Source organism: Photobacterium sp. DA100 (assembly GCF_029223585.1).
Lineage (GTDB): Bacteria > Pseudomonadota > Gammaproteobacteria > Enterobacterales > Vibrionaceae > Photobacterium.
In genome coordinates this window covers 3440944-3453635 of the sequence record NZ_CP119423.1, presented here as the reverse complement: position 1 = coordinate 3453635, position 12692 = coordinate 3440944, and the positions used below count along the sequence as shown (strand labels likewise).

Annotated in this window: 9 protein-coding genes and 1 riboswitch; of the genes, 3 read left to right on the top strand and 6 right to left on the bottom strand. The window is 55.5% G+C overall.

Going from position 1 to position 12692, the window contains the following annotated elements:
* Window positions 1–32: 32 nt before the first annotated feature.
* The 6 genes from thiB to leuA all read right to left on the bottom strand — a co-directional run bounded on the left by thiB (window position 33) and on the right by leuA (window position 7005).
* Window positions 33–1013: a thiamine ABC transporter substrate binding subunit gene (gene thiB / locus PTW35_RS15680; protein ID WP_281025780.1), complete on the bottom strand. Its 981-nt coding sequence runs from the start codon at window positions 1011–1013 to the stop codon at window positions 33–35.
* A gap of 109 nt (window positions 1014–1122) precedes the next feature.
* Window positions 1123–1250, bottom strand: a riboswitch (TPP riboswitch).
* 88 nt (window positions 1251–1338) lie between these two features.
* Window positions 1339–2121, bottom strand: coding sequence for a DUF547 domain-containing protein (locus tag PTW35_RS15675; protein ID WP_281025779.1), 783 nt, complete (start codon window positions 2119–2121; stop codon window positions 1339–1341).
* 166 nt (window positions 2122–2287) lie between these two features.
* On the bottom strand, window positions 2288–2890 hold the full coding sequence (leuD, locus tag PTW35_RS15670) for a 3-isopropylmalate dehydratase small subunit (protein ID WP_281025778.1): 603 nt from the start codon (window positions 2888–2890) through the stop codon (window positions 2288–2290).
* Window positions 2891–2906: 16 nt separating this feature from the next.
* Window positions 2907–4340, bottom strand: coding sequence for a 3-isopropylmalate dehydratase large subunit (gene leuC / locus PTW35_RS15665; protein ID WP_281025777.1), 1434 nt, complete (start codon window positions 4338–4340; stop codon window positions 2907–2909).
* 23 nt (window positions 4341–4363) lie between these two features.
* Complete coding sequence (leuB, locus tag PTW35_RS15660) at window positions 4364–5452, bottom strand: 3-isopropylmalate dehydrogenase (RefSeq protein WP_281025776.1); 1089 nt, start codon at window positions 5450–5452, stop codon at window positions 4364–4366.
* A gap of 2 nt (window positions 5453–5454) precedes the next feature.
* Window positions 5455–7005, bottom strand: a complete 1551-nt coding sequence (gene leuA / locus PTW35_RS15655) for a 2-isopropylmalate synthase (RefSeq protein WP_281025775.1) — start codon at window positions 7003–7005, stop codon at window positions 5455–5457.
* 581 nt (window positions 7006–7586) lie between these two features.
* Here leuA and PTW35_RS15650 point away from each other — a divergent pair.
* Genes PTW35_RS15650 through PTW35_RS15640 form a run of 3 tightly spaced genes read left to right on the top strand, consistent with a single transcriptional unit; the run spans window position 7587 to window position 12690 of the window.
* A complete protein-coding gene (locus tag PTW35_RS15650; RefSeq protein ID WP_281027531.1) occupies window positions 7587–8237 on the top strand; it encodes a TetR/AcrR family transcriptional regulator in 651 nt (216 codons plus the stop codon).
* Window positions 8231–9583, top strand: coding sequence for an HlyD family secretion protein (locus PTW35_RS15645; RefSeq protein ID WP_281025774.1), 1353 nt, complete (start codon window positions 8231–8233; stop codon window positions 9581–9583). Before PTW35_RS15650 ends, PTW35_RS15645 begins: the two co-directional genes overlap by 7 nt.
* Complete coding sequence (locus tag PTW35_RS15640) at window positions 9580–12690, top strand: efflux RND transporter permease subunit (RefSeq protein ID WP_281025773.1); 3111 nt, start codon at window positions 9580–9582, stop codon at window positions 12688–12690. The genes PTW35_RS15645 and PTW35_RS15640 overlap by 4 nt, the downstream gene beginning before the upstream one ends.
* Window positions 12691–12692 lie beyond the last annotated feature (2 nt).

Below are 12692 nucleotides of genomic sequence, written 5' to 3'. Positions count from 1 at the left end.
GGGTATTGCGTGTGTTCAAAAGTGAGTGCCTGCTACTTGGTCAGAGCCTGTTGCCACTCGCGTACCCAGTTCCTGCGTTGCTTGGCAACCTCCTCGGCAGAAAACTCCAGGGCCTTGCCCGGTAGGGTGAGAACCTTGAACTCGGCTGGCTGGGCGACATCCGTTACCGGATACATCCAGTTGCCCGTCGGGATCACGGATTGGAACTCCGGGGTCAGGATAAAGGCAAGAAACTCGTCGGCCAGCGTCTGGTTAGGGCTGGTTTTGAGTTTGGCCGCCACTTCCACTTGCATGTAATGGCCCTCGCTGAAGTCGGCTGCCTGGTATTTATCGTCCTGCTCGGCAATCAGGTGATAGGCAGGCGAGGTGGTGTAAGAGAGCACCATATCTGACTCGCCCTTGAGGAACATGCTGTAGGCCTCAGACCAGCCCTTGGTAACCGTGACTGTTTTCTTGGCCAGCTGCTGCCAGGCTTGCGGTGCCTGGTCGCCGTAGACTGACTTCACCCACAGCATCAGGCCCTGGCCCGGCGTCGAGGTGCGCGGATCTTGGTAGATGATAGTCAGATCATCACGGCTGACCAGCTCATCCAAGCTTTTCGGCGGGTTGTCCAGTTTGGTGCGGTCATAGACAAAGGCAAAGTAACCATAGTCGTAAGGCACGAAGGTGGTATCGCTCCAGCCGTTTGGCAGGGTGAGTTTACTGGTGTCCACTTGGTGCTCGGCCAGCAGGCCCGTTTTCTTGGCCTCGGCAATCAGGTTGTTATCGAGCCCAAGCAATACATCGGCTTTGGTGCGCTTGCCTTCGAGGCGGATACGGTTGAGGATCGACACCCCGTCATCCAGGGCGACAAATTCCAGGTTGCATTCGCACTGTGCCTCGAACGCTTGCTCGATGGCTGGTCCCGGCCCCCAGTCAGAGGCGAAAGAGCTGTAGGTGTAAACCGTAAGGGTATTGTCCGCAGCCAGTGCTGGCATGGCGGCTAAAGTAACAAGTGGGAGTATTTTTTTCACTATGCGCTCCTGATGCTCTTGCGTCCGGCAAGAGGAAAAATAATCGTACGAGCGGCACAGGGTTGAGCCGCAGGCTGGCGTCATGCCAACCCGGCGGGATAAGAAGGCTTACCGTATCGAACTCAATTCCTACGCCAGTACTAACTGGATCAGGTTCTGTGGGTCTTGCCGCGGCAATCTCAGCAGCTTGCTCTGATAGCGCAGTGCTACCAGACAAGCGCTCCCCAATGAGAACGCTTGTTATTGTAATGTGCCGGGCTACGGGTTGCCAGCAGGAACGTATGATTATGCTGGCTTAGGCATGGAGAGCGGTTGGGGTGGCCGGTTACCTGAGCTCATTGAGCGACCAATCGTAGTCATAGCTGACATTGCCAAGGCTGATTGGCGTACCTTGACGATACTGGTTGATGTGTTTCTGTAGCTGGGCCTGACTACCGAAATCGCTGCCGTACCAGTCATAAATCGAAGAGAGCTTGGTTTTGCCGCCCTGCGTATTGACGCCCTTGCGGCTGTTGATAAAGCGGGTGGCCGCCTTGTCCAGCAAGCGCTCGCGGTTGCTGGCCGTAAATACCTCCGGTTGGAGATCCGGACACCCCAGGCTGGCGCAGTTGACCGCATAATGGATACGCGGGTCGCGCCAGATCGGGCGCAATATGCGGTGCTCGATATCATTGAGGGATAGGGTTTTGCCGTTGATGGTAAGCACTTGCTGATCCCACGGTCCGAAACTGAAAAAACCGCCCAGTTTGGTGATGGATGACACGGGGTAGCTATCGAGGATCAGTTTGACCGTCTGGGCATTGTAGAGGTTGACCCAATAGGCAAACTGCTCGTGGCGGCTCAGTTGGCGTGGATCAAGCCTCGTCAGGTCGCGCAGGTAGCGATCCAGCTCATACTTGTCGCTGTCGGTCACCTGGTTATAGCGAAACAGGGTTTGGTTGGGCTGGACAACCAAATACTTATCGAGCAGGCGCTGCCAGCGGCTGTGGTCGACCGTTTGCGAGTCGGTAGTGGCGTATTGCTGCCAGTAGGGCCAGAGATCGGCTTTGGGAGCGGCGAAGGCGCAGGCCGATAAGATGAGAAGCAGCAGGCTGACAAAAAAGCGCATAGGATATCCTCGGTTATTTCACCCAAGTTAATACAAATTACCTGGGTATCACTAGCTTAGACGACCTGGTGTGAGGGGAGTTTATTGCAAAAAGAAAAAAATACGCCCCAGCCATAATGAACTGGGGCATTTGTGTTTTCAGTATTTGGCGAAAACAGTAATGGCGTTACGCCAAGAACGCAGGGATCTTACTTTCGTACTCGGCAATCTTGTCTTCGTGCTGCAAGGTCAGGCCGATGTTGTCCAAACCATTCAACAGGCAGTGGCGGCGGAATTCGTCAATCTCGAAGCTGTACTGCTTGCCGTTGGCCGTGACCTGCATAGCCTCCAAGTCTACCGTGATCTCCGCGCCTTCGTTGGCCTCGACGTACTGGAAGATCTCATCGACTTCTTGTTCGGTCAGGCGAACCGGTACCATTTGGTTGTTGATCGAGTTGCCGTAGAAGATATCGGCAAAGCTTGGCGCGATCATCACCTGGATACCGTAATCGGCCAGTGCCCACGGGGCGTGTTCACGCGACGAGCCACAGCCGAAGTTTTCGCGTGCCAGCAAGATGCTGGCACCTTGGTAGCGCGGCGCATTCATCACAAATTCTGGGTTAGGCTGCTCGCCGGCATCGTCGAGGAAGCGCCAGTCATGGAACAGGTGCTTGCCAAAACCAGTGCGCGTCACTTTCTGCAGAAACTGCTTAGGGATGATGGCATCGGTATCGACGTTGGCGGCATCCAAGGGAACGACCAAGCCGGTGTGTTGTTTAAATCCTGTCATTGTCTCGTTCCTTCTCTTAAGCCGTTTCTGCAACGTTTTCTAGTTCGCGGATATCCACAAAGTGGCCGGCACACGCCGCCGCTGCCGCCATGGCGGGACTCACCAGGTGGGTACGACCATCACGGCCCTGGCGGCCCTCGAAGTTACGGTTACTGGTTGAGGCGCAGCGCTCGCCCGGGCCTAGGCGGTCGTTGTTCATGGCTAGGCACATTGAACAACCCGGCAGGCGCCATTCAAAACCGGCTTCGATGAAGATCTTGTCCAGGCCTTCCTTTTCAGCCTGGGCTTTCACCTGCTCCGAGCCAGGAACGACCAATGCCTGTACGTTGGCGGCGACTTTGCGGCCTTTGGCAATTGCCGCGGCGGCACGCATGTCCTCGATACGCGAGTTGGTACAAGAGCCGATGAATACTTTGTCGATAGCAAAGTCAGACAGCTTCTTGCCGGCTTCCAAGCCCATGTAAGCCAATGCTTTCTCTGCAGATGCTTGCTCGACCGGATCGGCAAAGTCAGTTGGTGCAGGGATAGGTTGGTCCACGGCAATTACCTGGCCTGGGTTAGTGCCCCAGGTGACCTGCGGCTTGATGTCTTTGGCCTCTAGGGTAACCACGGTGTCGAACTGGGCATCGTCGTCAGTTTTCAGGGTCTTCCAGTATTCGATAGCTGCTTCTAGATCGTCACCCGCCGGTGAGAACTTGCGATCTTTGATGTAATCGAAAGTGGTTTGGTCTGGGGCGATAAGGCCGGCTTTGGCGCCTAGCTCGATAGCCATGTTGCAGACCGTCATACGGCCTTCCATGGTCAGATCGGTAATGGCTTCGCCGCAGAACTCCACCACGTGGCCGGTACCGCCGGCTGCCGTGGTCTTGCCGATGATTGCCAATACGATGTCTTTGGCGGTAATGCCTTCAGCGACCTTGCCTTTGACTTCGATTTTCATCGTTTTGGCGCGCGCTTGCTTGAGGGTCTGGGTCGCCAGTACATGCTCGACTTCCGAGGTACCGATACCAAAGGCCAGTGAGCCGAACGCACCGTGGGTCGCGGTGTGCGAGTCACCACAGACAATCGTCATGCCCGGCAGGGTGATGCCCAGCTCGGGGCCCATGACATGGACGATGCCTTGGTATTTGTGGTTTAGGTCATAAAGGGTGACGCCGAACTCTTCACAGTTCTTGGCCAGGGTTTCCATCTGGATCCTGGCCATTTCGCCTGATGCCTTGATGTCCTTGGTCTGGGTTGAGACGTTGTGGTCCATGGTGGCGAAGGTTTTGCCCACCTGGCGTACCTTGCGGCCTTTTTCACGCAAGCCGTCGAAGGCTTGCGGTGAAGTTACCTCGTGCACCAAATGGCGGTCGATGTATAGGATCGGGTTCTCGCCTTCGGCGGCAACCGCAACGTGGGCATCGTAGATTTTTTCGTATAGCGTCTGAGGCGCTTTGGTCGTAGACATTGCTCGTTTGCTCCTTGCTGCGATTAGGCTTGGCGGACGTACTGGGCGATCTTGTCGCCCATTTCGCTGGTGCTCAGTGCCGGGCCGTTGCCCGCTAGGTCTGCGGTGAGTTCACCGGCTTCCAGTGCTTGCGATACCGCTTGTTCGATAGCGCGTGCCGCCTGCTCTTCGCCCAGGCTGTAGCGCAGCATCAGGGCGGCAGACAGGATTTGTGCGACTGGATTGGCAATGTTTTTGCCGGCGATATCTGGTGCCGAGCCGCCAGCTGGTTCGTACATGCCGAACTTGTCCTGGTTCAGGCTGGCAGAAGGCAGCATCCCCATCGAACCGGTGATCATCGCGCATTCGTCCGAGATGATGTCGCCGAAGATGTTCGAGCACAGCATTACGTCGAATTGCGAGGGATCCTTGATCAGCTGCATGGTCGCGTTGTCGATGTACATGTGGTTCAGGGCGACTTCCGGGTAGTCTTTGGCCACTTCCTCAACCACTTCACGCCATAGGATAGAGCTCTGCAGGACATTGGCTTTATCGATGGAGTAGACGTTTTTGTTACGCAGCATCGCTGACTCGAACGCGATACGGGCAATACGCTCGATTTCAAAGCGGTGGTAAATTTCGGTGTCGTACGCTTTCTCTTGAGGCCCTTCCCCCTCGCGGCCTTTCGGCTGGCCGAAGTAGATACCGCCGGTTAGCTCGCGGACTACGACGATATCGAAGCCACGCTCGGAGATATCGGCACGTAATGGCGAGAACGCCTCCAGGCCACTGTGGATCTGCGCCGGGCGCAGGTTACAGAACAGCTGGAAGTGCTTGCGCAGCGGAAGCAGGGCACCGCGCTCTGGCTGATCGTTAGGTGCAAGGTGCTCCCACTTCGGGCCGCCTACCGAGCCAAACAGGATCGCATCGGAGTCTTCGCAGCCTTTCAGTGTTGCTTCCGGTAGCGGGCAACCATGGTTGTCGATGGCAATACCGCCGACATCAAATTCGCTGCACGCTAGGGTGAAGCCGAACTTTTCCTGCACAGCGTCCAGCACTTTGTGGGCCTGCTGCATGACTTCTGGGCCAATACCGTCACCCGGTAGAACGGCAATCTTATATGTACCTGCCATGGTTATACTGTCTCCATTTGGGATTTCTGTTTAATTTCTGCAATCTTATCGGCGCGATGAATGCTGTTGATCACGTGAAGTAGTGCTTGCCCTGATGCTTCGACAATGTCGGTCGCCAAGCCGGTACCGTGGTACTTGCGGCCTTTGTAGTTGGCGATGATGTCGGCTTGGCCCAGGCCATCCTCCCCCTCGCCTTTGGCGGTGAGGTCAAATTTATCCAATACGATGTCGTAGCCGGTCAGGCGGTAGATACACTGGTATAGCGCATCAACCGGGCCGTTGCCGACCGCGGCTTCGCATTTTTCCTCGTCGCCGCACTGCAGCTTGATGCTGGTGGTTGCCATCACGCTGCCCGACTGGACGCTCAGGTAATTCAGCTTGAAGAAGTCGTCTTCTTCACGCAGGTTGGCAAAATGCATCAGCGCTTCCAGATCGTAGTCGAAGACTTGGCCCTTGCGGTCGGCCAGCTTCAGGAAGTCGGCGTATAGGGTATCTAGATCGTATTCGTTTTCGGTGTAGCCCAGCGCATCCATGTGGCTCTTCACTGCCGCACGGCCCGAGCGCGATGTCAGGTTCAGGGCTTGGTTCTTAAGACCAATCGACTCCGGGGTCATGATCTCGTACGTATTCTTGTTCTTCAGCATGCCATCTTGGTGGATGCCCGAAGAGTGGCTGAAGGCGTTGGCACCGACGATCGCCTTGTTGGCCTGTACCGGCATGTTGCACAGCTGGCTGACCATCTTGCTGGTACGGTGGATTTCGTCGTGCTTGATATTGGTGTGGACCCCCAGCAACTCGGCGCGGGTCTTGATGATCATGGCGATCTCTTCCAGCGAACAGTTACCGGCGCGTTCGCCGATACCGTTGATGGTCCCTTCGACCTGGCGGGCTCCGGCCTGGACGGCCGCCATCGAATTGGCCACGGACATGCCAAGGTCGTCGTGGCAGTGCACCGAGATAATTGCCTTGTCGATATTGGGCACCCGGTCGAACAGCTGGGAGATGATACCGCCGAACTCGCTTGGCAAGGTATAGCCAACCGTGTCTGGAATATTGATGGTACTGGCACCGGCATTGATTGCGGCTTCTACCATGCGGCATAGGTTGTCGATCGGGGTACGGCCAGCATCCTCGCACGAGAACTCGACATCGTCGGTATAGTTGCGGGCACGCTTGACGGCAGCAACACCCATCTCAATCACGTCATCATAGCTGCGGCGCAGTTTGTCCTGGACGTGGACCGTCGAGGTGGAGATGAACGTGTGGATCCGGAATGCCTCGGCCACTTTCAATGACTCGGCAGCCACATCGATGTCTTTGGCGACAGCGCGGGACAGGGCACAGACCCGACTGTTCTTGATGTGTTTGGCAATGGTCTGGACTGATTCGAAGTCGCCCGGGGAGGACACAGGGAAGCCAGCTTCGATAACATCAACCCCGAGGCGTTCAAGGGCATAAGCGATCTGCAGTTTTTCTTTCACCGTCAGGCTGGCTGATAGCGCCTGTTCACCGTCCCGTAACGTGGTATCGAAAATGATAACCTGATCTTTCATTGCAACTTCCTTTCATTGGCTGCCGGTATCGGCGTGGTCCGCATCCGCTTGCGCTGGCCTGTATAAGAAAAAACCCGCGCAGTGTGCGCGGGTTTTTTGAATTCTTAGTGGTGTTTCCCACCCATAAGCTACCCGCGCGATCTTGTCACGATAAGGAGGAGGCTTAGGAGAAGAGATGAGAAACGTGTTTTCATAATTGAAATATATCCACAAACTTGGTTAACAAATGAATACCAAATAGACAGGTGGACCGTCAACCCCAAATTGCATGTTTATTTTCATTTTATGGTTATTGAGTTGATATTTCGTGGCTATGATGACAAATCAGACCAGTTGTATTCACGGTGGCCGAGACGGAATGGTTTGGACTGGCCGCAGCAACGGACCGACGCGAATGTTATTTCTTTGTTGGTGTCACATCAAAGAGAGAAAATCTCTCTTAATATTAAAATTAATCAATTGATTAAATTGTGGGGAATTAATGCCCTGTTAGTCTGATGGGCAAAGCTTAAAATTAATCAACTGATTAATTGAACGACATGGAAGCAAAATGTGCGCAAGAACAACGGTCTTACGGAGGCATCATGGTGGGTAAAACGGGGCGTCCCGTCGGGGATTCCGATGCCAGGGAGCGGTTGATTGTCGAGGCGAGGAAACTGTTTGTCAGTTTGCCTTACAGCAAGGTGTCGACACGGATGATTGCGAGCCGTGCTGATGTGAACGTGGCGTTGATCCGCTATTACTTTGCCAACAAGGCTGGCTTGTACGAAGCCATGTTGAGAGAAACGATCACCCCTATCCATGCGCAGTTGAAAGTAACCTTGAACAAGGGGGACTTTGCCTCGATCGGTGATTTGATGCGTACCTATTACCGTATCATGGCGCCAAACCCGGATATGCCTAAGTTGATCGCGCGAGCCATGATGATGGAGCCAGCAGATCTCCAGCGCCAGACGATGGAAAAGATCTTCAACGAGGTGGCGCGTCCAGCAATTGAAGTCATGTTTCTGCAACTGCAAAAGCAGGGTGTGTTAAGGGGGGACGTCTGCCCGGACAAGGCGAGAATGAGTTTTATCAGTTTGATGGTATTCCCCTTTCTCATTCCACCTTCTTTGCTGACATTACAAAACATTGAGATGGACGAAACGTACCTGGCCGAACTGGCTGAGCATAATGTCAACCTGCTTGTGCGTGGCCTGACGATGCCGAAGGAAGAGAATAAATCATGCTGAAAAATCGAAAATTGCTCTTGTTTCCTGCTGTACTGATCGGCGTGGTGATATTGGTAATGGCCATCAATCTACGTCCGTCACCAGAGGTGAAACCGACGCTGGAGCGGGCCCGGGTGGTGGACGTGATCAATCTCGAGCAGCAATTGCTTGCCCCCGAGGCGGCCGGTTTTGGCCGGGTGGCGCCCAAGGTTGAATGGCAGGCCATCGCTGAAGTCTCGGGCAAGGTGGTATATCGCCACCCTGACTTGAACAAGGGACGGGTGCTTGATGCCGGAACGGTCTTGCTCAAAATAGACCCGTTGGATTATGAACTGCGCTTGGCGCAGGCCGAAGCGGATGTTAGTGCCAGCCAGGCACAACTGGCCAAGCTGGCCCAGGAAGAGCAGAACCTCAAAACGACCCTCAAGATTGAAAAAAACCGATTGGCAATCAGCAAGAAAGAGCTGGCGCGTAAGCAGGAGCTGCGTACCAAGGGGCTGACCTCACAGTCGACGGTGGATCTCGAGCAGCAGAATACGTTGGCCAGTCAGAAAGTGGTCCAGGAAATTGAAAACCAGCTCATTGTGCTGCCCAACGAGCGCAAGGTGACCCAGGCTCAGCTGGAAGTGAACTTGTCGCGGGTCAGCGAGGCGCAACGAGCACTGGAAAAAACCGTGATCTCCCTGCCGGTTGATGCCCGGATATCTAGTGTGGATATCGAACAGGATCAGGTGGTCAATACCCAGCAGGTGATGGTGGTGGCCCACGGTATCGACACGGTGGAAATTGATGCCCAGATTGCCCTGCATGACATGCAGGTCCTGGCTGCGAGCCTGACCCAGTATACCGCCCATGCCGATGGTAAGCCGCGCGCCGATCAGCTTGATCTCAGTGCCCGCATCCAGCTCTCAAGCGGCAGCTTCATCCAGCAATGGCCAGCCAAAGTGACCCGCATCAGCGACACGGTCAATGCCAACCAGGCTACCGTCGGGGTGATCCTCGAGGTGGATCAGGACTACAGCCAGCTGTCACCGGAAACCGCTCCGCCTTTGGTCAATGGCATGTTTGTCGAAGCGCGACTGTCAGGTCAGCCCAACCCGCACTGGGTGATCCCGGAGCGAGCCCTGCATGGTGACAAAGTCTATTTGGTCGATGGTGGCAGCAATTTGAAAATACAGCCGGTGACCGTGCTGTTTCGCCGCAGTGGCCAAGTGGCGATCAGTGGCGAACTGGCGTCAGGCACCCAATTGGTGGTCAATGATCTGCTGCCTGCTGTGGCTGGCATGGCGCTGAAAGTCGTGACGGTCAATGGCAAGCCGGTAGCAGAGGCTCAGCATCAAGGGCATGGGGAGGAGCCGGCATCATGATCCGTTATTTCTCCCGCCATCCGACGGCTGCCAACTTGATGATGCTGGCACTGATTATCCTCGGTCTGGTGTCGCTGCCGAAAATTAAGCGTGAAACCTTTCCGGAGTTTTCTCCGCCCTACATCATTGCCTCGGTGGTGTACCCCGGTGCTTCGCCACAGGAAGTGGAAGAGAGCATTTGTATGCGGATGGAAGATGCCGTCGACGGGCTGGCCAATATTGTCGAGACCCGATGTGAAGCGGTAGAAGGCTCGGCGTCGTTGATCCTCAAGCTGACCAATAGCGAGGTGGTCTCGCGGATGCTGGTGGATGTCCAGACTCAAATCAATGCGATCAATGATTTTCCGTCCGAAATTGAATCGCCGATTGTCCGCGAACTGGACTGGAATGAGCCGGTGGTCGATGTTGCGATCAAAGCCGATACCAGCCTGCCGCACCTCAAAGCCTATGCCGAGCAGCTCAAGCGGACCCTCAAGCTTGACTACGGCGTCTCGCTGGTCGAAGTCAGTGGCTTTTCCGATCACCAGCTCAGGGTGGAGCTCGATGAGGTGGCGATCCGTCAGCTTGGCTTGAGTGTGAGTGATATCGCCAGCAAGCTGAGCCGTCAGAATATCAAGCTGCCAAGCGGCAATATTGAGTTGGCAGACCGTAACCTGCTGATCCGCTTTGACGAGCAGAAAATCACTCCGGAGACCATTGCCCGCACGGTGGTCGGGGCCGATGCGCAGGGGGCGGTGCTGCGGCTGGGGGATGTCGCGACCATCACCGACCGTTTTGCCCTTGATGAACAGAAGGTGCTGTTTGATGGCGTACCGTCGGCCATGCTGCGAGTCAGCAAGAACAAGGCCGATGATGCGCTGCGGATCAAAGAGCGGGTTGAAGCGTTTGTCGAGGCTGAAAATCTGCGGGCGCCGACGGGGGTCACCTTGACCCTGACCAATGATCTGTCATCGCTGCTGTGGGATCGTCTGACCATGATGGTCAAAAATGGCTGGCAGGGGGTCGTCTTGGTCTTTGCTGTGATGTGGCTGTTCTTCTCGTTCCGTTATTCGTTCTGGATCGCGGCAGGCCTGCCGGTCGCTTTTCTCGGCAGCATGTACCTGATGGCGACCTTTTCCCTGTCGATCAACATCATGTCTCTGGTGGGCTTGCTGATGGCCATCGGGATCATGATGGATGATGCGATCGTGATATCTGAGTCCATCGCCTCCCATCTTGATCGCGGCCAGAAGATCCAGGATGCGGTGTACAACGGGGTCAAGAAAGTGCTGCCGGGGGTGGTGTCGTCGTTTCTCACCACCATCTGTATTTTCGGTAGCCTGATTTTCCTGGAAGGGGAAATGGGGGCGGTATTGCGGGTGGTGCCGCAGGTACTGATCTTGGTGTTGTCGATCAGCTTGGTTGAAGCCTTCTTGATTTTGCCGAGCCACCTCAGCCATTCACTGCATCGCCAGAAGCAGGAGCGGCGGCCGCCGCGCTGGAAGCAGAGTTTCCTGGCCCGCTTTGAGCGGTTTCGTAATGAGTACTTGGTCAAGATGGTAACCCTCGTGGTGCAGTGGCGTTACCTGTTTGTCGGCGGGGTGATTGGCCTGCTGTTTGCCTCCTTTGCCTTGTTGGCGGGCGGCGGTTTGAAGTTCGTCGGTTTCCCTGAGCTCGATGGTGATATTGCCGAAGCGAGGATCATCCTGCCACCGGGCTCGACACTCAGCCAGACCGAGGCGGTGGTTGATGTCATTGTGGCTTCAGCCAAACGTCTCAATGAGCAGTGGAGTGAGCGCAACGAAGGCGGAGTCTCGCTGGTGAGCAACATCACCGAGCAGTTTAACTTCAACGCCGATGCCGACGAGAATGGACCGCATGTGGCAACTGTCCGGCTTGATCTGCTCAGTGCCGAGATCCGCAATAGTTTGATTGATGAGTTCATCGATGCCTGGCGGGAAGATGTTGGCGAACTGGCAGCGCCGGTGGCTTTGGTTTACAAACAGCCAATGATGGGGCCTGGTGGGCGTGCCATTGAGGTACGGATGCAGCACGATGATTTGGCGATGCTCAAGGCTGCTTCTGTCGAAACCCAACAGTTCTTCAATGAGTTTGCTGGTGTATCGGGAGTACTGGATGATATGCGGATGGGTAAGCCGGAAGTGCTGATACGCTTACGCCCAGGGGCAGAGGCTTTCGGTGTCGACGGCCAGATGATTGCTTCCCAGCTCCGGGCTGCCTATTTTGGCCAGACTGCCGATGAAATCCAGATCGGACCTGAGAATATCGAAATCGAAGTGATGTTCAACAAGGAGCGGGCGGCGGATCTGCAAAACTTATCGAGCTTCCCGATCATATTATCCGACGGTAGCCAGATCCCATTGGCCTCGGTGGCGATCCTCGAGCACCAGCGTAACTATGTCCGTATCCAGCGCATTAACGGACTTCGCACCCTCAGTGTCTACGGCGATCTGCAAGAGAGTGTGATCAGCTCCGGTGAGGTGCTGGGTCAGTTCAGGGCCAAACTGATGCCGAAACTGCAGCAAGATTACCCAGGACTCCGGTTTGACTTCGAAGGTGCGGCCAAGGACACCGCGGAAACCGGCCAGTCGATGGCGACAGGGTTTGTGCTGGGGATCTTCGGCGTGTTTGTGATCCTCAGCTTCCAGTTCCGCAGCTATCTCGAGCCGTTTGTGGTGCTACTGGCGATCCCCCTGGCACTGATCGGGGTATTCTGGGGCCACCTGCTGCTGGGTCACCCGTTGAGTATGCCGAGTATGATGGGGTTCGTGTCACTGGCCGGGGTGGTGGTCAATGACTCTATCTTGCTGGTGCAGTACATCCGCCACCATCTCGACGATGGCGACGATATCGAGAAAGCCGTGGTCCAGGCAAGCCGCGAGCGTTTTAGGGCGGTATTCCTCACCTCGCTGACCACGGCGGCCGGCTTGTTGCCGCTGATGCTGGAGACCAGCCTACAGGCCCAGGTGATAAAGCCGCTGGTGATTTCGATTGTGTTTGGTATTTTCACATCGACTTTGTTGGTGCTGTTCATGATACCGGCGGCGTATGTGATCCTCTCTGACTTCAAGCTGGTCCATCGCCACGAAAGTTTGGTATCGGCGTGAAT

Coding starts and splice junctions, on each gene's coding strand:
- PTW35_RS15675 (WP_281025779.1), bottom strand. CDS start 2,121: ATGCGCTTTTTTGTCAGCCTGCTGCTTCTCATCTTATCGGCCTGCGCC.
- leuD (WP_281025778.1), bottom strand. CDS start 2,890: ATGACAGGATTTAAACAACACACCGGCTTGGTCGTTCCCTTGGATGCC.
- leuC (WP_281025777.1), bottom strand. CDS start 4,340: ATGTCTACGACCAAAGCGCCTCAGACGCTATACGAAAAAATCTACGAT.
- leuB (WP_281025776.1), bottom strand. CDS start 5,452: ATGGCAGGTACATATAAGATTGCCGTTCTACCGGGTGACGGTATTGGC.
- leuA (WP_281025775.1), bottom strand. CDS start 7,005: ATGAAAGATCAGGTTATCATTTTCGATACCACGTTACGGGACGGTGAA.
- PTW35_RS15645 (WP_281025774.1), top strand. CDS start 8,231: ATGCTGAAAAATCGAAAATTGCTCTTGTTTCCTGCTGTACTGATCGGC.
- PTW35_RS15640 (WP_281025773.1), top strand. CDS start 9,580: ATGATCCGTTATTTCTCCCGCCATCCGACGGCTGCCAACTTGATGATG.